The following is a 21761-nucleotide window of genomic DNA, read 5'->3' as shown; positions in this document are numbered from 1 at the left end:
CTGTGATGAATGAAGATTATTGAAAAAAATATGATAATCTGACATATTTTTTCATATAGAAGCATTTTAAATATATAATATTTCAAAAGTTTTGTGAATTTAGGGAAGTGATGATAAATATTTTAGGAATCGATCCGGGTACAAGAAATATGGGATATGCGATCATCTCTTTAGACAAAGGCAAGATCGCTTTGGTCGAAGCGGGACTCGTAAAGATGAAAGCAGAAGACCTGCAGTTTCAAGTCCCGCAGATGGCTGAAGCGATAGAACAGTTGTTCACCGCACATAAGATAGATGAAGTCGCAGTCGAGAGTATGTTCTATGCGCATAATCCTAAGACGGTCATAAAGCTTGCTCAGTTTCGCGGGGCATTGATGATGAAACTTATTCAGGAGTTCGGTACGTTTGCTGAGTACACTCCGCTGCAGATCAAAAAAGCGCTTACTGGAAAAGCCAAAGCGGACAAAGAACAGGTCTCTTTTATGGTCAAACGTCTTTTAAATATAAAAAAAGAGATCAAGCCGCTTGATATCACCGATGCGATTGCCGTAGCCATTACACATTCACAAAGAGTAAGGCTCGCTTCGCAAAATTAAGTTTTAATAGCAAAAGTAGTAAAATTGCATTTGAAATCAATATAAGGTATTCAAATGAGCGTAGAGCAAGAATTAAAAGAGCGCAGTTCAAACAAATGTGAACTATGCGCAAGCGAAGAGAACTTATCTGTTTTAGAAGTATCTCCTTCAGACGGAAGTGCAGAACAATCAATCCTGGTCTGTTCTACATGTAAAGGTCAAATCGAGAGCGGTGAACTGGACGAGACACATTTCAACTGTCTAAACGACAGCATGTGGAGCGAAGTGCCTGCTGTTAAAGTGATGTCATACAGACTTTTAAGCACTCTAGGACGTCAAGATCTGTTAGATATGATGTATCTTGAAGATGAAGAAAAAGCGTGGGCAGAAGCTGGACTAAGCAGCGGTGAAGATGTTATCGTTAAAGATGCAAACGGTGTTGTTTTAAAAGCGGGTGACAGTGTAGTCATCTTAAAAGACCTGGATGTTAAAGGTGCAGGCTTTACTGCAAAGCGCGGAACAACAGTTAGAAACATATCTATCCCTGCAGATGTCGAAGGTCATATCGAGGGTCGCGTTAATGGTGCGAAGATCTATCTTAAAACAGAATTTTTGAAAAAAGCATAAAACCGTAGCAGTTATGAACTCTGTTATATTTGTTTGTCTTGGAAATATCTGCCGTTCTCCTCTTGCGGAGGGTGTGGCTAAAAAAATAGTAGAAAACAGAGACTTACATGTAAGAGTGTCCTCTGCCGGAACCGGCAGCTGGCATGTCGGAGAGACACCGTGTGCCAACTCGGTAAAAGTAGCTCAGAAGAACGGGATCAATATATCATCTTTTACTGCGTCACAGATAACAAAAAAAGAGCTTGAAGAGTTTGAGTATGTTATCGCCTTGGATCAGAGTAACTACAATGATCTAAAACGTCTTGGCGCAAACAATCTGCATAAACTAGGATCATTCGGTTATAACGGTGAAGATGTTCCCGATCCATATTTCTTTGACGGCTTTGAAGGTTTTGACAGAGTCTATGAGATGATAGAGAGTTGTGTTACTACTATGTTTGAAGAGTTAGCCTGAAAAAGGCAGCTCTTCATATTTGATGCTGTCACATATAACAAACAGCGCAGAGTCTTTAGCACTTCTTATCGAGCTGTAATCTCCATAACAAAAAACAAACTTGTTATCTTCAAAAACAATACTTATCCCTTCAGTCATATCAAGGTAAGCCAGTTTACTGTTATCTATCAGATTTGCTTCACTGACGTTCGATAGTTCAAAAGAGAGATCTATCCAGTCAAAACCCAGTGCGCTGTCTTGAACACTTAACCTTACTTCGATAACTGTCGGGGATTGAACTGTTATACTTTTTACTTCCGAATCGACAAATCTTTCAAAACGGGATAGAAAACTTTCTATCTCATTTTTGCTTAGCGGCCTCATCCTATTGACAACCGACACACTCCATAGAGCGATCCTCTACATCGTTTGCAGTCTCAGGTGATTGAGAGCGTAAGTAGTATGTAGATTTAAGTCCCATCTTCCATGCTAGCATATAGATGTCGTTAAGGTACTTAGCGCTTGCTTTATCAAGCGTTATAAAGATATTCAAGCTTTGACCCTGGTCGATCCATTTTTGACGTATTGAGGCTGCTTTAATGAGTATACGCTGGTCAAGTTCATAAGCTGATGTATAGTAGCTCCAAGTTTCAGGCGAAAGATTTGGAACAACGACCGGAATAAGTCCGCTTAAGTTCTCTTCAAACCACTTGCGTTTAAATACAGGCTCGATAGCTTGAGTCGTACCTGTAAGGATTGAGATAGAACTTGTAGGTGCTACAGCCATTAAGTATCCATTTCTCATTCCTTGAGTTTTTACTTTTTTACGTAGTTCATCCCATTCATAAGCAGGTGCAAAAAGTCCGCCGCGGTCGACAAGGTTTCTGACCTCTGCATTTGCATGGTCATGAGGCATTATTCCTCTGCTCCATTTTGACCCTTCGAACTCTACATACTTTCCTTTTTCCAGTGCCAGGTCAGATGATGCAGAGATAGCGTTATAACTAACCGCTTCCATGATCTCATCTATCTTATCAAAGTGCTCTTGGCTTCCCCATACGATTTTTTGCTCCGCTAACATCTGTGCTTCACCCATAACACCAAGACCGATAGAACGGCTTCTCATGTTTGTGCGTTTTACTTTCTCTAACGGATAGAAGTTCAGATCGATAACGTTATCGAGTGCACGGATCGCAGTCGGAACAATACGATCTATATCTGCTTTTGTATTGATACGTGAAAGGTTCACAGATGCCAAGTTACAAACAGCAGTCGCGCCGTCCACTTTTTCTTTTTCAACGATATATATCTTTTGTCCGCCGAGAGAGTCAAGAGCTGTTATTTTTTTAGCCTCTTTTTCTATTCCGCTGTCGACTTTGACTAACTCATCCTCTTCGTATGTTACAAAGTTTCCGTCTTCAAAGATCACTTTTATAAGGTAACGATTCGGTTCAGTATTTTGGAAGATCTCAGTACAAAGGTTTGAACTTCTGATAATGCCGTAATGGTCATTTGGATTTGCACGGTTAGCATTGTCTTTAAAACAAAGAAAAGGTGAACCTGATTCAAAATAACTAAGAAGGATCTTCTTCCATAGGTCTTTTGCTTTTACACGCTCTTTGATGATAGACTCATCTTGTTCTAACTCTAAGTAACGTTTTTCAAACGCTTCACCGTGTAGGTTAGTTAATTCTTTACAATCGTATGGATCAAAAAGAGTCCAGATGCCGTCTTGCTCTACACGTTTCATATAAAGGTCGTTTATCCAAAGTGCAGGGAAAAGATCATGCGCACGACGACGCTCTTCGCCTGAGTTTTTCTTAAGATCGAGGAAATCATGAATATCAATATGCCAAGGTTCAAGATAAACAGCGATAGCCCCTTTTCTTGTTCCTAACTGGTCAACTGCAATAGCGATATCGTTTGTTATTTTTAAAAACGGTACTGTTCCGCCGGCTGCATTTTTATGTCCGTCGATTGATGAACCCATAGAACGAACCTGTGTCCAATCCCAACCGATACCGCCGCCGAATTTAGAAAGCAGTGCCATCTCTTTATATGAGTCAAAGATCCCTTCTATATTATCAGGAGATGATCCGATATAACAAGAACTTAACTGGTGTCTTGTCGTACGTGCATTAGAAAGTGTAGGTGTTGCAAGCATCACTTCGAACTGCGAGATCATGTCATAGAACTTGATCGCCCATCCGTGTTTATCCTCTTCATTTTGTGCCAAGAACATAGCTATTGCCATAAACATATGTTGAGGAAGCTCTATCGGCTCCCCTTTTCTGTCTTTGATTAGATATCTGTCATAAAGAGTTTTAATACCAAGGTAGTTAAACTCTAGATCACGTTCAGGAACTATATGCTTTTCCAGTCTTTCAAGATCATACATATCCTTTAAGCCTTTAAGGATACGTCCCTCTTTCTCACCACGTTCAAAATATTTTTCAAGTGAGCAGTAACCTGTGAAACCGTTTACTTGATGATATAAGTTAAATAAGAAAAGTCTTGCAGCGACAAATGTCCAGTTTGGAGCATCGATGTCTATCTTGTCAACAGCTGTCTTGATAAGCGTCTTTTGTATAGCTTCGGATGTGATCCCGTCACGGAACTGTATCTGAGCATCTACTTCAAGTTCGCTTTGCGATACATTAGCAAGACCTTTAATGGCTGCTGATGTATATTTTTGTATTTTGGTAATATCGAGGGGTTCTTGGCGACCGTTTCTCTTGATGACTGTAATCATAATATATCCTGCTGTTTATAAATTTTTATAATTAATCTTTGAATACTCTAGCAAATATTTTATCAACATTTTTCGTATAATAATCATAATTGAAACATTCTCTTATCTGTTCTTCACTTAAAGAGTTACGTAACTCCTCATCTGCTAAAAGATGGTTCAAATATAGACTTTCACCCGCTTCATTTGTAGTAGGTTTTCCTTGCTGGATCTCTTCCCAGACTTTCATCGCATTACGTTGCACTATCTTGTATGCATCTTCGCGAGACACACCTTTTAAAGGAAGCTCAAGAAGTACACGCTGAGAAAATACTAACCCGCCTGTTAGGTTTAAGTTTTTCATCATGTTCTCCGGATATACCGTTAGGTTAGCTATAACGTTATTCATACGGTGAAGCATAAAGTCCGTTGTGATGAATGAGTCCGGAAGCCAGAAACGCTCTGTAGATGAGTGAGAGATATCACGCTCATGCCATAACGCTACGTTTTCCATTGCCGGTATTGCATACGCACGGATCATACGAGCTAGCCCTGTTATGTTTTCTGTTAGGATCGGATTACGTTTGTGAGGCATTGCAGATGAACCTTTTTGTCCTTTTGCAAAATACTCTTCACACTCATAAACTTCAGTACGCTGCCAATGACGAACCTGAACTGCAAACTTCTCGATCGAACTAGCCATCAACGCTAACGATGTTGCAAGGCGTGCATATCTATCACGTTGTATAACCTGGTTAGAAGCAGGAGCCGGTTTTAGTCCCAGTTCCTCACATGTTATCTCTTCAAGCTCTAACGGTGCGTGAGCGAAGTTACCCATTGCCCCGCTTACTTGACCGACAGAGATCACTTCTAAAGTCTCTTCAAGGTTTGTAAGGTGGCGTGCCATCTCATCATACCAAACAGCTAAAACAAGACCGAATGTTATAGGCTCTCCATGGATACCGTGAGAACGTCCTACCATTAAAGTCATCTTGTGTTCCATCGCTCTTTTTTTGATAGAGCCCATGATCATCTTCACATCTTCAATGATCAACTCTAGTGAAGATTTCATTTGAAGTGCTACGGCAGTATCAACCGTATCTGAACTTGTCATCCCGTAGTGGAACCATCTGCTCTCATCACCAAGAGTTTCTGAAACACTTGTAGTAAATGCAATAAGGTCGTGGCGTGTTACTGCTTCTATCTCATCTATTCTTTTAATATCAAAACCGGCATTTTTAACTATCTTGTCTGCATCATCTTGAGGTATCTTACCTAGTTTTGCCCAAGCTTTGACAACAGCCTTTTCTACATCTAGCCATGCTTGATATTTTGCCTGCATCGTCCATTTTGAACTCATCTCTTCACGTGCATAACGTTCTACCATATATCCAACCTTATTTATGTTAATATTTCGAAATAATTAAGTCTTTTATGTTATCAAACATTGACTTTTAAAGGGATTAATTTTGCCGTTTATCATCAAGAAATTTCATTTAGAGGAAAAGCAAAAAGCTTTTCTTTTTCTCATCCGTGAGATCGGATGCTCACAGAGTGAAGCACAACGTTTTATTGCTCGTGGAAGATTATTTTCTAATGGTGATCTTGTTCTCAAAGATAAAGAAGAGATATCGGGCGATATCGAGTTTATAACTTTTGAGCCTATCACTAAAGGTTTAAAACCGACATTTGAAACAGAAGAGTTTGTTCTTTTTGATAAACCGAGCGGAATGCTTATCCATCCTCAAAACAGATATACGCCATACTCATTAATAGATGAAGTAAAGTATCAGTATGGGATGGATGCTAACATAACTCACCGTATCGATATGGAGACAAGTGGTCTGGTTTTATGTGCAAAGAATAAAGAAAGCGAAAGAGATATCAAGATGATGTTTCAAGAGAGAGACATGCAAAAAAGATATCTTGCTTTAGTATATGGAAGGTTTGAAAAGGAGCTTACATGTAAAGAGCCTTTGAAAGTAAATAAAGATGCAACATCCGGTGTTCTTCGTTCTATAGTCAAAGTAGATCTATCCGGTAAAAGTTCAGAGACATTTTTTAAGCCTATTGAATATTTTGAAGATCTAGATATGACGCTTGTCGAGTGCTATCCACACACAGGAAGACAACATCAGATCAGAGTTCATCTGTTTCACGTGAAACATCCGATTGTCGGTGATCCACTTTATGGTGTAGAAGAAGAGATCACGACGAAGTATCTCGATAGAGAACTAAAAGGTAAAGAGCGCATAATATCAACAGGAGCATCAAGATTACTTTTACATGCATATGAACTTTCGTTTATATATAAAGGTAAAGAGTATAAAATTAAAAGCAATGTTGATTTTGCAAAAGAGTGCTTGGAATCTATCTTAAAAAAAGAGATTTAAAAGCACTATCTACATTATTGTAGTTTTATGAAAATTGACAATGTTTCATGTGAAACATTCCAAAAAGTCCATGCAGAATAAAATCTATGTGAATAACTTTTCAAAGAGTTTAAGGTTGTGAAAATAACAGCCGCCGTTATTATTCTTAAGTTCTCTTGAATCTCCCAAAATAGGGCTTTCTAGCTAGTGTGAATATTCTCATCTTTAAGAATAATTTTATATAAAACGATGCTTATAAAAGGTGTAAATTATAAGAGATCCCTATCTTTGGGACATAGTTTTTTCACATTTTAGAACACAGTGTGAATTCTACACACATTGGTAAAAAAGTAGAAGAATTTTACAAAATTAATTTTATTTAAGTCAGTGAATATGCTATGAAGTTTTTTTGTTTAGTATAAGATTACTATGATAATATTACAACCATAAACGGTCTCCCTGGAGTGTTGACCGTTTTACTCCGATCAAACTTCATTGTAGCGTTTTATAATCTTTTTGATTCTGTTTTTGAGATTACGAAGAGCGTCAGTTATATCTTTACCTTCTGCAGTCAGATTTTCAAAGTCGCCGTTAAATTGAGCTTTTGCTATCCACCCTATTTTATCATGGTATTTTATACCGACAAAACGAACATCGCCAAAATGTTCTTTACAAAGATCATATATCTGTTTAATACGATCTGACGTTGTCTTTTTTGATTGTTTTTGTGACAAATCTTTTCCTTTATAGTATTTAGGCGTTTACCACCCAAATAAAATTATATGAAAAGATTATATCGGTTTGATTACTTTTTTGTTGAAGATTTAAGCAGTTGAACTTATTTTTCCTCTTTTAACGCTGCGTAGATAAATCCGCCGACACCAATGCCTACTACGAGAATCAAGAATATTACCTGCCCGATATCGGCAACAGTCAATCCTTCTTTCACCATACAATATCCTTTATAATTAAACACTCCTGAAAGAAGTATATACAAAATGCTATTTACTTATATGATTATTATGCTTGATCCAGCTGTTTTTCTTTAAGCTGTCCGCAGGCTGCACTGATGTCTATACCTTTAGAGTCACGGATGGTACATAACAGGCCGTGGTTTACAAGATACTCTTGGAATTTGACCATGTCTTCTCTGCTAGGACGTTTATAGTCAGTCCCCGGATATGGATTGAAGTAGATAAGGTTTACTTTTGCTTTTATACCGCTAAGAAGCTTTACAAGTTTTTTTGCAGATGCTATATCGTCGTTTTTATCTTTTATGACGAGATACTCGAACATGACTCTTTTTCTTGTATCGATAGGAAAGCGTTTGACCGCTTCTATTATAGAAGAGATATTATTGGCTTTATTCATCGGTATCAGTTCAGTTCTAAGCTCATCATCGACAGCATGAAGAGATATGGCTATATGGACGCCTAGATCCATCTCACCTAGTTTGTCTATTTTACTGCTTAGACCGCTTGTAGAGACTGTCTGGCGTTTACCTGAGATAGCAAGACCCTCTTCGTCTTGAAAGATCTTGATGGCTTTTGTAAGGTTATCAAGATTATCAAGAGGTTCACCCATACCCATATAGACGATGTTGACTCTTCTGTTGTGTGCATGATTGTTGTCTTTTTTAACAGCTAAGACCTGTGCTACTATCTCACCCGCTGTAAGATCTCTTGTAAATCCGCCTTTTGCAGTAAGACAAAAACTGCACCCTACTTTACAGCCTACCTGACTTGAGACACAAACCGTGTATTTTGCCTCTTGGACGAGTTTTCCATCTTCATAGATGTCGTCTTTCATCTTCAGCCATACGGTCTCTACCGTTTTACCGTCTTGTAGTTCAAAAAGATACTTGATAGTTCCGTCTGTAGAGATCTCTTTTTTTACGATCTTCAAAGGATTGATCACATAGTTTTGCGCCAGTTCTTCACGAAGTGCTTTTGGGATGTTTTGCATCTCATCAAAACTGTCCACATAGTTATGGTATATCCAGCCAAATATCTGCTTTGCACGAAAAGCAGGTTTTATCTTTTGTGCCAACTCTTCTTTAGTAAAATCTAGTAGTGACGGTTTCATTTTTGTGTTAGTTCTTTGATTCGATTTTTTACATGTATAGCAAGTAGCTCTTTTGCTTTTTCATGATTTTTTACAAACTCTTCGTGAGCATTTTTATCCGTATAGTTAGTGACACAAAACACTCCGCCTGCAGGAATATTAAACTCTTGTGCAACTTTTAAGACAGAGAAGAACTCCATGTTCTCAATGCCTATGCCCAGTTTTAAAAACTTTTTTGCTAGTTCGGCATTGGTACTTATATAGTTTGACGAGTTGACGATAACATCTTTTTTGTTAGTAGTGTTAGTCGAGATCACATTGTCTAGCGGCGTATATACGTCATCATTTAAAAATGCTAACTCTACGTTAGCTGCTGTTTTTGATTCTATGATGTCGAAGATATTTGCATCTCCGTAACTTCCTGCAGTTCCTACAAAAAGCAGAAACTCAGGCTTGTCAAAAAGACAGAGCCTGGTTATGTTCATGGCCGTTTCTATCAGTCCTACTCCCATAGGAGTCGCAAAATCAAAGTTCTCGTTGTTCCCTGCGCAGATGATCATAGGCGAACCGGAATACCGTTTTTATGAAGATAGTGTTTAAGCTCCATAATATCTATCTCTTTATAGTGAAAGATACTTGCGGCAAGTGCAGCGTCTGCACCGTGTTCAAATGCCTCTTTGATATGTTCCATCGTCCCTGCTCCGCCGCTTGCGATAACAGGTACGTTAACCGCTTTACTAATCTGCTCAGTGATGTTAAGCTCAAATCCCGCTTTTGTACCGTCTGTATCCATCGAGGTGAGAAGTATCTCTCCGCTTCCGCGGTCTACGACCTCTTTCGCCCATTCTACAGCGTCTATGCCCGTGTCTACACGTCCGCCGTTTAGATAAACGTGGTATTTATCACCCGTTTTTTTAACGTCGATCGCAGTTACGATACATTGTGAACCAAATCTTTTAGCGCCCTCGTCTATGAGTTCGGGACGTTTTACAGCTGCAGAGTTTACGCTGACTTTGTCACATCCGACGTTTAAAAGTTTATAGATGTCGTCAAGCTTTCTGATTCCGCCGCCTACAGTCAGAGGGATAAATATCTCACGTGCTACCTGCGCAACGATATCCACGATAGTATCGCGGTTGTCGCTTGATGCTGTTATATCTAAAAATGTCAATTCGTCCGCACCCTCTTCATTGTAGCGGCGTGCTACTTCGACGGGGTCTCCTGCATCTTTTAAACCGACGAAATTCACGCCTTTTACGACGCGGCCGTCTTTAACATCTAGACATGGAATGATACGTTTTGCAAAGTAGTCCATTGAAAGCTTTCTCTATATTTTTATAAGTCTGACATTTTATCCATATTATTCTTATGAGTATATATAACTTATGATTTACCGATTTGCATTATGTATAATGATAAATATTAAGGAATGAATAGATACTATATAGGTATAATTATTTAAAATATCGCTAGACGTAACAGGTTATTATCTATTTATAAGTCTAAATGAGATAGACTATCGTTATGAATAACGAACGCATTGAAGCCAAAAAGAAGTTTGGTCAGAATTTTTTAAAAGATGAAAGCGTTCTTAGAAAAATTGTCGAAGCGATGCCCAAAAATGATCGAAAGATCGTAGAGATTGGGCCTGGCTTAGGTGATTTGACTAAATTTTTAGTTAATGTCAAAAGTGTAGAAGCTTTTGAGGTCGATACCGATTTATGTAAGAGACTTGAACGCACGTTTAAAGATGAGATCGCTACCAAGCGACTCCACATTAATTGTGGGGATGTTTTAGAAGCTTGGCAGAGCACGCTTGTTGATGAGCCGTATGATCTGGTAGCAAACCTACCATATTATATAGCAACGAACATCATACTTAAAGCACTCGCAGATCCTATGTGTAAGTCTCTTCTTGTTATGGTCCAGCGTGAAGTCGCATTGAAATTTGCGGCTAACGTTGGAGATAAAGTTTTTAGCGGACTTAGTGTGATAACTCAGAGTGTGGGGACTGCTTCCATCGTCATCGATGTACCCCCTTCTGCCTTTGACCCTATGCCAAAAGTGGATTCTGCTGTTATGCTTATAGAAAAGCACGCAGACAGAAGCGATAAAGATTTTGAAGATATGTTAAAAGTTGCCTTTGCGCAGCCTAGAAAGACACTTCTTAAAAATCTTTCATCACGCTATGACAAGCAAAGACTTTTAGAGATTTTTGAAGAAATGAATCTCTCAGTAACAATTCGACCCCATCAGCTCAGCACTACCGACTATCACCAACTCTATAAAAAAATATAAGGAGTTTGGATGAGTGAAGCCAGTGAAGGTGCACAGGCAGTAATGCCTGAGCAAAACAATAAAAAACCAAACAATAATCAAAACAGAAGACCAAATAATCAAAACCGTAATAGAAATGCTAAGAGCAATCCAAATGCTCCTCAAAGCCGCAATAACGCAAATAGTGGCGCTAACAGCAATAATAACCGCAACCGCCGTCGTAACGCACCTGCCCCGATAGACACGACTTTAAAAGAGTTTGTCACAAAAAATCAAGATATTCATAAGCAGCGTTTAAATCCTCACTATAAACTAAATCTTAACAGTACAGATAAAGTTCGTATTACTCCACTTGGAGGTCTGGGTGAGATCGGTGGAAACATCACTGTATTTGAAACGGAAAAAGAGGCGATCCTTATCGATGTAGGGATGAGTTTCCCTGATGAAGATATGCATGGTGTGGATATCTTAGTTCCTGATTTTTCATACATAAGAGAGATAAGAAACAAGATCGTTGCTGTTATCATAACGCACGCCCATGAAGATCATATCGGTGCGGTTCCGTACCTGTTTAAAGAGATGCAATTTCCTATCTACGGGACTCCGCTTCCTCTTGCGATGATAGGAAACAAATTTGACGAGCATCACTTAAAAGAGTTCAGAAGATATTTCAATCCTGTTGAAAAGCGTAAAGTCTACGAGATAGGAAACGATTTCAAGATTGAGTGGATGCACATGACTCACTCTATTATCGATTCATCATCTTTAGCGATCACTACAGATGCCGGGACGATCATTCATACGGGTGACTTTAAGATAGATCATACTCCAGTTGACGGCTACACGGCGGACCTGCACCGTCTTGCATCTTACGGCGAGAAGGGTGTTTTATGTCTGTTAAGTGATTCTACGAACTCGTATAATACGACACCGACACCGAGTGAACTTACAGTAGCACCTGGTTTTGACCGTATCTTCGCTAAGGCAGAGGGACGTATCATCATGTCAACGTTCAGCTCGAACATTCACCGTGTTTATCAAGCTATCCAGTACGGTATCAAGCATGGACGTAAAGTATGTGTCATCGGTCGTTCTATGGAGAGAAACTTAGAAGTTTGTATGCAGTACGATTACATCAAACTTCCAAAAAATATCTTCGTCGATGCGGATGAAGTAACTCGTATGAACGATAAAGATGTTCTTATCGTGACTACAGGTTCTCAAGGTGAGCCGAGCAGTGCGCTTTTTAGAATGTCTATCGGTGAGCACAGACATATCAAGATAAAACCGACAGATCTTATCGTACTTTCTGCTCGTGCTATCCCTGGTAACGAAGGATCTATCTCTGCTATGCTTAACCACCTGCAGCGCGCAGGTGCTAAAGTGGCAGCTGATAGAGACATCCACGTTTCAGGTCACGCGAGTATGGAAGAGCAAAAACTTATGCTTCGTCTTGTGAATCCTAAGTTCTTTTTACCGGTTCACGGTGAGTACAATCACATCATGAAACATAAAGAGACTGCTATTATGTGTGGCGTTCCTGAGCGTAATATCCTTCTTATGAATGACGGTGACTGTATAGAGGTCGGTCCGAAGTTTATGCGTAAAGCAAAAACTGTTAAAACGGGAAAAACATATATCGATAACCAAAACAACCATCAGATCGAAGACGATATCGTTATGGATCGTCAAAAACTTGCTCAAGAGGGTATCGTAATGATAATCGCTCAGGTAAACGAGAGCAATTCGAAGATGATAGCAAAACCGAGAGTCACGACTTTTGGTCTGGTAGCAGACAAACAGGATAAAGCTTTTGCACTTGAGATGGAAGATGTTTTAGAGCATTTCCTTATCAACATGAAAGAGGGCTTGATTCAAAATCCGAGAGCTTTAGAAAACGACTTACGCCAAGTTGTTAGAAAGCATATTTACCGTAAAATGAAAAAATATCCATTGATCGTTCCTACTGTATTTATAATGTAAGGGTAAAAAATGGCAAGTGAAAAAGAGTTTGAAGAAGCTGTAAGACTGATCATTCAAAGTGTAGGTGAAGACCCTTCAAGAGAGGGCCTTCTAAAGACACCTGAGCGTGTTCGCAAAGCATATGAGTTTATGTACGGCGGATATAAAGAGGATGCAAACGAGATACTTAACTCGGCTCTTTTTACAAGTTCAAATGATGAGATGGTGGTCATAAAAGATATAGAGCTTTACTCTACATGTGAACACCATCTTCTTCCTATCATCGGGCGTGCTCATGTGGCTTATATACCTGATGGGAAGGTCGTAGGACTTTCTAAGATCCCTCGCGTTGTCAATGTGTTCGCACGTCGTATGCAGATCCAAGAGCAGCTCACAGAGCAGATAGCGGATGCGATCATGCAGACTATCAAGCCTAAAGGCGTGGCAGTCGTTATCCAGGCACGCCATATGTGTATGGAGATGCGCGGAGTCGAGAAGATAAACTCGACGACGACTTCAAGCGCTTTGCGCGGACTTTTCAAAAGCGATGAAAAAACTCGTGCGGAGTTCTTTTCTCTTATCAACGCACCGGTTGGAAATCGCTACTAAAAGTGCTGACTCATGCCTTTTAAATCACTCAAATCAAAACTTGCTTCAAAAACTTTCTCGACCTCTTTTGGAGAGGTCATTAAGATAAATGCTAATGTCATCACGGCAAGAGGCTTGCAAGTAAGCATCGGAGATATGGTAAAAATAGTCTCAAGCAGTTCAGATCTGCATACTACGGGAATGGTCACGGAGATAGACGATACTGTTTTTTACATAACTCCTTTTAGTTTTGTCGAGGGATTTTGTTCACAAGACAAAGTGTATCAAAACTCAAACGGAATGAATATCCCTGTGAGTGAAGCATTACTAGGGCGTGTCGTCGACCCTTTTATGAAGCCCATAGACGGCAAGGGGCACATACAGTCAGACAGATTAAACCCAATTATCAAAGCACCAATAGAAGCGATGAAGCGCGGGATGATAAATGAGGTGTTCGGCGTCGGCGTAAAGACTATAGATAGCTTTTTGACATGCGGAAAAGGTCAGAAGCTCGGTATCTTCGCAGGAAGCGGTGTCGGTAAGTCGACATTGATGGGGATGATCGTTAGAGGAAGTCAGGCGCCTATAAAAGTCGTAGCCCTTATCGGTGAGCGTGGACGTGAGGTCCCTGAATTTATAGAGAAAAACCTCGGTGGAAACTTGGAAAACACGGTGATCGTCGTAGCGACTTCGGATGATTCTCCCCTGATGCGTAAGTACGGGGCATTTTCGGCGATGAGTGTTGCCGAGTACTTTAAAGAGATGGGACATGATGTACTTTTTATCATGGATTCCGTCACACGTTTTGCAATGGCTCAGCGTGAGATAGGACTAGCCCTTGGCGAGCCTCCAACGTCAAAGGGTTATCCGCCGTCATCTTTAACGCTGCTGCCGCAGCTGATGGAAAGAGCTGGAAAAGAGGAAGGCAAGGGTTCGATTACTGCTTTTTTTACAGTTTTGATAGAGGGGGATGATATGAGTGATCCGATCGCCGATCAGTCACGTTCTATTCTTGACGGGCATATCGTACTTTCCCGTGAACTGACAGACTTTGGTATCTATCCTCCTATAAACATCCTGAATTCTGCCTCGAGGGTTATGACGGATATCATAGATGAAGAACATTTTAAAGCGGCTATCAAGTTCAGACGTCTTTATACGCTTCTTCGTGAAAATGAGACGCTGATACGCATCGGTGCTTATACAAAGGGAAGTGATAAAGAGTTGGATGAGGCTATCAATAAAAAAGAGGCTATGGAAGCCTTTATGAGTCAAAAAGCTTCTAACCAAAGTGATTTTAACGCGAGTGTCCAAGAGCTTATTGAACTGATGAAGTAATGGATTATAAGTAGATATTGTCCAGCATCAGCTGAACGGATGTCCTTCCGTTAAAAACATTTTTGTTGACTGTGTAGCTGCATGTTATCTTTTTATCTTCGGGAACCTCTAAGACTTGTCTAAACGCCACGATCTCTATGGTTTGTCTGTCGTAGGGTTTTACCCTGACATTTAATCTGCTGTGAGATCTGTCTGCACCGAAAAGCCTTACCTGTAGAAGTTCTGCATCTTTGATAAGAAATCTTGGACGTGGATTTCCCTCGCCGTAAGGTTCGAACTTCTCTAGGATATCAAGCAGCTCAAAGTTGATCGCTTCACTTGCAAGCTCGCCTAGGATATCCTCTTTTGGTATAAAATCATTTGGATCTATATTTTGAGCTTCTCTGTTTATAGCGGCTTTAAACTCATCTATATTGCTTACATGTAAGCTAAGCCCGGCTGCCATTTTATGACCGCCAAACTTTGTCAAAAGCCCTTTTTGAGAGTTTATAAGCGAGAAGATATCTACATCTCCTATGCTTCTTGCACTCCCTTTTGCGGTGTCGGCATGGATATTTAATACGATTGCAGGTTTTTTAAATCTATTTACCAGTCTTGATGCGACGATACCCACGACTCCCTCATGCCAGTTTTCACCTGCTACTACGATGACTTTGTCTTCGCTGTTTACATGTAAGCATGCGATCTCTGTGGTATCTGCTTCCGTTGCTTTTCGTATGTTGTTTAGATTGTTGAGTATCTCAAACTGCTTAGCAGCTGTTTCAAGAGTCTCTGCCGTTAAAAACTCTAAAGCTATGGATGCGTCTTCAAGCCTTCCTGCCGAGTTGATGCGCGGTGCAATGCTAAAAGCGATATCTTCGGAGGAGAGGGAGCTTTTGTTTAAAAACTCTCTGATTATGACGGATGAGGGGCGAGAAGAAAATGCCATCTGCTTGAGCCCCTCTTTTACGATCGCGCGGTTTATGTCATAAAGCGGCATAACGTCAGCTATCACGGCAAGGGCGACAAGGTCTAGATACTGTCTCATGTCCACATCTACCTCAAGCTCTTTTTTTACAAGCCCTAAAAGCAGCCAGGCTACTTCTGCACCGCAGATCTCTTTAAACGGGTAGACACACTCGTCAAGCTTTGGATTGACTATTGCATAGGCGTCAGGAAGCTCGTCAGAAGGTGTATGATGGTCTGTGATGATAAGGTCGATCTCTCTCTCTTTACAGATATCTGCCGCCTCTACGGCTGTTATACCGTTATCCACGGTTATAACAAGATCAGCATCGACTCTTTGGAGGACATTCGCATTTACGCCGTATCCGTCGCGAAATCTGTTTGGTATGATGGCTGTCAGCGGGTAGTTTATCTCTCTGAAAAAAAGCACCATTATAGATGTAGAGGTGACACCGTCGACATCATAGTCGCCTACAAGCGTAATACGTTCTTTGTTTTTGATGGCATGTGCAATTCGCTGTGCAGCTTTTTTGGAGTTTTTTAAAAGTGCAGGAGAGGGAATGTCTTTTAATTTTTTATGATCAGAAAAACGACTTGCCAGCAGCTGATAGAGTTTATCGGCTGTTAGCAGGGGGATATCAGGAAATATGTTCAAGAGTCGCTTTTACAAATGCTAAGATAGTAGGGTTTGGAGTCTGTAGACGTGATGTGAACTCAGGGTGGAACTGTACGCCTAAGAACCATGGATGGTCTTTTACCTCTACCGTCTCTATCAGACCGTTTGATTCACCTGTGACTATCATACCAGCATCTTCAAGTGCTTTACGGTATGTAGGGTTTGCTTCATAACGGTGGCGGTGACGCTCGAATATGATCTTTTCACCGTTGTATGCATCACGAAGGATCGATCCCTCTTTTGTTTCACACGGATACTCTCCAAGACGAAGTGTTCCGCCCATCGGAGATGTATGAGTACGCAGCTGCTGGCTTCCGCTTTGATCTAAAAAGTTGTCTATCAGATAGATCATCGGATATGGTGTGTTCTCATCAAACTCTGTAGAGTTCGCACCCTCATAGCCAAGTACGTTTCTAGCATACTCTACAAGTGTCAGCTGCATACCAAGACAGATACCAAGATACGGTATCTTGTTAGTACGTGCATAGTTGATGGCTTGAATTTTACCCTCTACACCACGGTTACCGAAACCGCCCGCAACAAGAATAGAATCACACTCTGCTAACAGTGCTTCAGCACCTTTTTCTTCTATCTCTTCACTGTCGACCCATAAAATGTCAACGCGAGTATCAAGATGAGCACCTGAGTGGATCAGTGATTCTGTAAGAGATTTATACGACTCTTTTAACTGGAGGTATTTCCCTACAAAACCAAGAACGATACGGTTTTTAGGCTGTACGATCTTCTTAACAAGATCGTCCCATTTTTCCATATCTGGGTTCAGTTCGCCTAGACCTAGTTCTTTTGCTATAGGGTTTAGGATGTTTTGTCTTAAAAACGACATCGGAACATCATAGATAGTCGCAGCATCAAGTGCTTCAACGACACTGTCTTGACTGACGTCACAGCTCATTGCAAGTTTTTTCTTGAACGTCTTAGGAAGAGCGTTTTCACTTCTTGCGATGATCATATGCGGAGTGATACCGATACGGCGAAGTTCTTGGACAGAGTGCTGAGTCGGTTTACTTTTGAGCTCGCCTGCCGCTTTGATGAAAGGGATAAGTGCGACATGCGCAAAGAAAGTACCTTCGACCTCTTCATCATGTTTCATCTGACGGATCGCTTCCATAAACGGAAGACCTTCGATATCTCCGACAGTCCCTCCAAGCTCTACGATAAGGACATCACGACCTTCTCCCGCTTTTTTGATACGGTTTACTATCTCGCCTACGATATGAGGAACGACCTGGATAGTCTGACCTAAATATCCGCCGCTTCTTTCACGTTCGATTACAGAAAGATAGACCTGCCCGGTCGTAAAGTTACTTGTTTTAAGGAATGATGTATCTAGAAATCTTTCATAGTTACCGATATCAAGGTCGGTCTCTGCACCGTCTCTGGTAACGAAGACCTCACCGTGCTCCAGTGGACTCATAGTCCCCGGATCGACGTTAATGTATGGATCTATCTTCAACATCCCTACATTTATGCCGGAGTGTTTAAGCAGCGTTCCGATACTAGCCGCAGTAATACCTTTACCTAGTGAGCTTAAAACCCCTCCGGTCACAAAAATGTACTTAGTCATCAAAATATCTCCATAATCTGTTATTTAGATGAAATTATATACTATTATGGCTTAGAAAATCAGAAAAGAGTTTTATGGAATCGGTATTATTTTATATAGTTTTTATTTTAGGTGTCTCTACGGTCTTAAATTTAGTGTTAAAACGTATAGGCGTATCGCAGATTATCGGTTATATTATGACAGGGACTATAGTAGTTTATCTTTTTGACCTCAAAGATATACTCGATTCCAATATGCTCGAACATATCGGCGAGTTCGGTATTGTTTTTTTGATGTTTACCATAGGGCTGGAGATATCGCTGGCAAAGATGAACACGATGAAGCAGCTTATCTTTGTTAACGGGCCTTTGCAAGTTTTATTTACGGCATTTACAGCATATATGATACTCCACTACCTTCTTCATCAGGATCTAAAGTCTTCGTTGATCATTGCCCTTGCCGTTTCTCTTTCATCTACGGCAATAGTGTTAAGTTATCTAAAAAGCTCGAAAGATATCTACAGTATCTATGGACGTAAATCAACGGGAATACTGATATTCCAAGATATCGCAGTGATCCCGATACTGATCTTGATCGGGATACTCTCAAACGAAAGCGATAAAGAGCTCTCAACGATCATTCTTCATACAGTTGTGAGTGCTTTCATCGTCCTTGGATTTATGTTCGTCATCGGTAAGCGTTTTATGGCTTGGCTGCTTCATTTCTCGGCTTCATCGGAGGTCGATGAACTGTTTATGGCGTCAGTCCTGTTTATCGTCATCAGTGCATCTCTGCTTGCAAATTTTATGGGATTTACCTATTCACTGGGTGCATTTGTTGCAGGTATGGTCATCGCCGAGACAAGATACCATCATAAGGTCGAGTCGGACATCGCACCGTTTAAAGATATACTGCTCGGTATCTTTTTTGTGGTCGTTGGTATGAAAGTAGATATAGGGTTTTTCCTAGATAATGTCGGTTTGATACTGGGGATATTCTCTGCAATACTGGTCATAAAGACTTTAGTGGCATTTATCGTACTGAGATTTACGAGTGACAGTTCAAATGCACTTAAAACGGCTCTTGCACTTTCTCAAGTGGGGGAGTTCTCGTTTGTTATCTTTGCCATTGCAAGTATGAACGGCATACTGGATAAGCACCTGACACAGCTTCTGGTTTTGATAGTCATTCTATCTATGATCATTACACCCTTCTTTATCGCTCAGGTCAAGACTATCGCGTCGTTTATCATAAAAGAGAAGTCACAGGTTCCCGAAGTTATAGCGATGGATAAAAAAGTAGATCACATCATAGTGTGTGGGTACAGTATCGTCGGAAAGTTTGTCGCGAAGTATCTAGATGGTTACAATGTCCCGTATATCATCATAGACAACAATCCGAAATATGTACTAAAAGCTCTTAGAGACGGGAAAGAAGCATATCTTGGAGATATGTCAAAACGTCCCATACTGGATGCTCTAAGTGTTAAAGACTCTTCTGCAGTTATCGTCACGCTTGATAATATGGAGAAAAAACGTTTGATCTGCGAGGCTGTCTTAAAGGAGAGCAGAAACATAAATCTGATCGTCAAAGTAGTCTCTCTTCAAGAGAAGGAAAGATTAAAAGATCTGGATATATCTATGATGGTAGATGGAAAACAGGAGGTCGCAAGAGTGCTTGTAGAAAAGACGATGACCTGCCAGTTAAAAATATAGGGGACAAAAGAGCTGATCTCTGACACAAAGTGTCAAGCTTTAGTGCCATAGCGGCTAGCGTAGCTAAAAGAATTAACTTCTTTTAGCGTTATAGTTGATTAGTTCCCGCGTGAACCCGGTTTTATAGCTTCGCTTCCATCTTTACAAAGAGGACATGCATCAGGTGCATACATCTCGAATGTAAAGTCTGCAAGTGCGAAGAACGGGATATCTTGAGGCAGTTTACAGTTTGGTTTTGTCACAACATCGCTGTGCTCACGTTTACAAAAACCGCGGTTCGCCAGTGCTGCGACACCTACGATCTTCCCGCCGAGAGATTCAACCACTGCTGCAGCTTCCATCGCTGAACCGCCTGTTGTTATGATATCTTCACACATAAGGACTTTTTCACCTTCGCTTACTTCAAAACCGCGGCGGATGCTCATCTCTCCGTTAACGCGTTCAGCAAAGATGTATCTGCAGTCAAGTGCCTGAGCAAGAGCGTATCCTGCGATCAGTCCGCCAAGTGCAGGTGCACAGACCGTATCTATCTCTAAACCGCTCTCTTTTATCTGTTTAGCCAGTGCTGTAGCTAAAAGATTTGCAGTCTTAGGGTCTTCTAAGACCTTTGCTGATTGTAAATAAAACTGGGAGTGATTTCCAGAGCTTAGTTTGAAGTGGCCCTCTAAAAGAGCATTTGCGTCCATATAGATTTTTTTGACATCCATTTGAAGTTCCTAATAATTAATTTGTGAAAATAAGCACCAACGGTGCGTAGGCTCTCTGCCGAGGACCTCGGTACCCTTTTAAGGGGTGGAACTCAGCGTTAGCGCAGTCAAAGTGACTTTGTTGCTTTGGCGTTAAACTTTAAGGATCTCCGCTTCTTTGTTTTTCAGAATCGAGTCTATTTCAGCGATATATTTATCTGTAAGTTTTTGAACATTGTCTTGAGCAGATTTTGATTCATCAACTGTGATCTCTTTATCTTTTTCAAGTTTTTTGATCTTATCGTTTGCATTACGTCTGTCATTTCTAACAGCAACTTTTGCATTTTCACCCATAACTTTCATCTGTTTTGCGCTCTCTTGACGTTGTTCAACTGTCATAGGCGGGAAAAACAGTTTGATAGTATCACCGTCATTGTTCGGATTTACACCGATGTTTGCTTTTGCGATAGCGCTGTCTATTGCTCCTAAAAGGTTCTTTTCCCAAGGATTGATAACGATAGTAGTAGCATCAGTAGCTAAAACAGAACCGACTTGGTCAAGAGAAGTCATTGTGCCGTAGTAATCTATTTTAACGTTATCTAGAACTTGAACAGTTACTTTACCAGTACGAAGTGTTTTGAAATCATGCATCATGTGTTCGATGCTTTTTTTCATTTTAGTTTCACATTCATTAAATATTTCGTTTAACATAGGTTCCCTTTAGAAGATGATTGTATTGATAAAATTGTATCGAAATGGTTTTAAAAAAGAGTTGAGTGCAAGAGATATCTTGCACTTTATTTTGTAGAGTTTGTTTCTTTTACTGCAGCAGGCGCAACAGGAGCTTCGATAACATTGCTTTCTTTTACCGTATCGACTACCGATTCGCTTTTAGCTTGAGAGTAAAAATACCCAAGAGCGATAGTGTTTACTAAAAATAGAAAACCGATGACAAAAGTAGCTTTAGCTAAAAAGCTACCCGGTCCTTTAGCTCCAAAAACAGACTCGTTTGAGCCGCTGTATGCACCTAGTCCAATACTAGAACTTTTTTGTAAAAGTACAACGATCACGATTGCAACCACGAGTACAATCTGAACAATAAGCAAAAAGCTTGTAGTCATATAAATTCCTCTGCTATCTTTGGCTTATTAAAAGCATTGATAGAATATATAAAAGTTGCGAATTATATCCAAATATATTAAAGATGCAAA

The 21761-nt window shown here is 40.3% G+C and carries 21 protein-coding genes; 9 read left to right on the top strand and 12 right to left on the bottom strand.

Features of this window, described 5'->3' with window-relative positions:
- Positions 1 to 113: 113 nt before the first annotated feature.
- Genes ruvC through WCX87_RS11315 form a run of 3 tightly spaced genes read left to right on the top strand, consistent with a single transcriptional unit; the run spans position 114 to position 1656 of the window.
- Positions 114 to 596 (top strand): crossover junction endodeoxyribonuclease RuvC, encoded by a 483-nt coding sequence (gene ruvC / locus WCX87_RS11325; protein WP_345981115.1) that lies wholly within the window; start codon positions 114 to 116, stop codon positions 594 to 596.
- A gap of 54 nt (positions 597 to 650) precedes the next feature.
- Entirely contained in the window at positions 651 to 1202 is a 552-nt protein-coding gene (locus WCX87_RS11320; protein WP_345979994.1) for a PhnA domain-containing protein, read from the top strand.
- Positions 1203 to 1215: 13 nt separating this feature from the next.
- A complete protein-coding gene (locus WCX87_RS11315) occupies positions 1216 to 1656 on the top strand; it encodes a low molecular weight protein-tyrosine-phosphatase (protein WP_345979993.1) in 441 nt (146 codons plus the stop codon).
- Here WCX87_RS11315 and WCX87_RS11310 read toward each other — a convergent pair.
- The 3 genes from WCX87_RS11310 to purB are packed head-to-tail and all read right to left on the bottom strand — an operon-like array spanning position 1648 to position 5750.
- Positions 1648 to 2019 (bottom strand): hypothetical protein, encoded by a 372-nt coding sequence (locus WCX87_RS11310; protein ID WP_345979992.1) that lies wholly within the window; start codon positions 2017 to 2019, stop codon positions 1648 to 1650. The two genes, WCX87_RS11315 and WCX87_RS11310, sit on opposite strands and share 9 nt — an antisense overlap.
- 1 nt (position 2020) lies before the next feature.
- Entirely contained in the window at positions 2021 to 4387 is a 2367-nt protein-coding gene (locus WCX87_RS11305; protein WP_345979991.1) for a ribonucleoside-diphosphate reductase subunit alpha, read from the bottom strand.
- 31 nt (positions 4388 to 4418) lie between these two features.
- Positions 4419 to 5750: an adenylosuccinate lyase gene (purB, locus tag WCX87_RS11300; protein ID WP_345979990.1), complete on the bottom strand. Its 1332-nt coding sequence runs from the start codon at positions 5748 to 5750 to the stop codon at positions 4419 to 4421.
- Between the two features lie 82 nt (positions 5751 to 5832).
- Here purB and WCX87_RS11295 point away from each other — a divergent pair, with 82 nt between their 5' ends.
- Positions 5833 to 6756, top strand: a complete 924-nt coding sequence (locus WCX87_RS11295) for an RluA family pseudouridine synthase (RefSeq protein ID WP_345979989.1) — start codon at positions 5833 to 5835, stop codon at positions 6754 to 6756.
- A 464-nt stretch (positions 6757 to 7220) separates the two neighbouring features.
- Here WCX87_RS11295 and WCX87_RS11290 read toward each other — a convergent pair whose 3' ends face one another.
- From WCX87_RS11290 to hisF, 4 genes are all read right to left on the bottom strand, one after another.
- Positions 7221 to 7469: a hypothetical protein gene (locus tag WCX87_RS11290; protein ID WP_345979988.1), complete on the bottom strand. Its 249-nt coding sequence runs from the start codon at positions 7467 to 7469 to the stop codon at positions 7221 to 7223.
- A 286-nt stretch (positions 7470 to 7755) separates the two neighbouring features.
- Entirely contained in the window at positions 7756 to 8820 is a 1065-nt protein-coding gene (gene rlmN / locus WCX87_RS11285) for a 23S rRNA (adenine(2503)-C(2))-methyltransferase RlmN (protein WP_345979987.1), read from the bottom strand.
- A complete protein-coding gene (locus WCX87_RS11280; protein WP_345979986.1) occupies positions 8817 to 9359 on the bottom strand; it encodes a purine-nucleoside phosphorylase in 543 nt (180 codons plus the stop codon). The genes rlmN and WCX87_RS11280 overlap by 4 nt, the downstream gene beginning before the upstream one ends.
- On the bottom strand, positions 9356 to 10114 hold the full coding sequence (gene hisF / locus WCX87_RS11275; RefSeq protein ID WP_345979985.1) for an imidazole glycerol phosphate synthase subunit HisF: 759 nt from the start codon (positions 10112 to 10114) through the stop codon (positions 9356 to 9358). Before hisF ends, WCX87_RS11280 begins: the two co-directional genes overlap by 4 nt.
- A 209-nt stretch (positions 10115 to 10323) precedes the next feature.
- Here hisF and rsmA point away from each other — a divergent pair, with 209 nt between their 5' ends.
- The 4 genes from rsmA to fliI are packed head-to-tail and all read left to right on the top strand — an operon-like array spanning position 10324 to position 14964.
- On the top strand, positions 10324 to 11097 hold the full coding sequence (gene rsmA / locus WCX87_RS11270) for a 16S rRNA (adenine(1518)-N(6)/adenine(1519)-N(6))-dimethyltransferase RsmA (RefSeq protein ID WP_345979984.1): 774 nt from the start codon (positions 10324 to 10326) through the stop codon (positions 11095 to 11097).
- Positions 11098 to 11106: 9 nt separating this feature from the next.
- The gene (locus WCX87_RS11265; RefSeq protein ID WP_345979983.1) at positions 11107 to 13059 is read left to right on the top strand and encodes a ribonuclease J; all 1953 of its coding nucleotides are present in this window, start codon (positions 11107 to 11109) and stop codon (positions 13057 to 13059) included.
- A gap of 9 nt (positions 13060 to 13068) precedes the next feature.
- Positions 13069 to 13647 carry a GTP cyclohydrolase I FolE gene (gene folE, locus WCX87_RS11260; RefSeq protein WP_345979982.1) on the top strand — a complete coding sequence of 193 codons (579 nt, stop codon included), beginning with the start codon at positions 13069 to 13071 and terminating at the stop codon, positions 13645 to 13647.
- Between the two features lie 12 nt (positions 13648 to 13659).
- Positions 13660 to 14964, top strand: coding sequence for a flagellar protein export ATPase FliI (gene fliI, locus WCX87_RS11255; protein ID WP_345979981.1), 1305 nt, complete (start codon positions 13660 to 13662; stop codon positions 14962 to 14964).
- 4 nt (positions 14965 to 14968) lie between these two features.
- Here fliI and recJ read toward each other — a convergent pair whose 3' ends face one another.
- Both recJ and WCX87_RS11245 read right to left on the bottom strand, forming a co-directional pair.
- Positions 14969 to 16564: a single-stranded-DNA-specific exonuclease RecJ gene (recJ, locus tag WCX87_RS11250; protein ID WP_345979980.1), complete on the bottom strand. Its 1596-nt coding sequence runs from the start codon at positions 16562 to 16564 to the stop codon at positions 14969 to 14971.
- Complete coding sequence (locus WCX87_RS11245) at positions 16548 to 18170, bottom strand: CTP synthase (RefSeq protein ID WP_345979979.1); 1623 nt, start codon at positions 18168 to 18170, stop codon at positions 16548 to 16550. The genes recJ and WCX87_RS11245 overlap by 17 nt, the downstream gene beginning before the upstream one ends.
- Positions 18171 to 18244: 74 nt before the next feature.
- On the opposite strand from WCX87_RS11245, the gene WCX87_RS11240 reads away from it, so the two are divergent.
- On the top strand, positions 18245 to 19864 hold the full coding sequence (locus tag WCX87_RS11240) for a cation:proton antiporter (protein ID WP_345979978.1): 1620 nt from the start codon (positions 18245 to 18247) through the stop codon (positions 19862 to 19864).
- A gap of 98 nt (positions 19865 to 19962) precedes the next feature.
- Here the strand turns inward: WCX87_RS11240 and pyrE are convergent, their stop codons facing one another.
- From pyrE to secG, 3 genes are all read right to left on the bottom strand, one after another.
- Positions 19963 to 20571: an orotate phosphoribosyltransferase gene (gene pyrE / locus WCX87_RS11235; RefSeq protein WP_345979977.1), complete on the bottom strand. Its 609-nt coding sequence runs from the start codon at positions 20569 to 20571 to the stop codon at positions 19963 to 19965.
- Positions 20572 to 20703: 132 nt separating this feature from the next.
- Complete coding sequence (gene frr / locus WCX87_RS11230) at positions 20704 to 21261, bottom strand: ribosome recycling factor (protein WP_345979976.1); 558 nt, start codon at positions 21259 to 21261, stop codon at positions 20704 to 20706.
- 86 nt (positions 21262 to 21347) lie between these two features.
- The gene (gene secG, locus WCX87_RS11225) at positions 21348 to 21671 is read right to left on the bottom strand and encodes a preprotein translocase subunit SecG (protein ID WP_345979975.1); all 324 of its coding nucleotides are present in this window, start codon (positions 21669 to 21671) and stop codon (positions 21348 to 21350) included.
- Positions 21672 to 21761 lie beyond the last annotated feature (90 nt).

It is taken from the genome of Sulfurimonas sp. HSL3-2 (assembly GCF_039645965.1).
In the GTDB taxonomy this organism is placed as follows: domain Bacteria; phylum Campylobacterota; class Campylobacteria; order Campylobacterales; family Sulfurimonadaceae; genus Hydrocurvibacter; species Hydrocurvibacter mobilis.
Note: the sequence above shows the minus strand (reverse complement) of the source record. Positions and strands in the feature narration are given on the sequence as shown.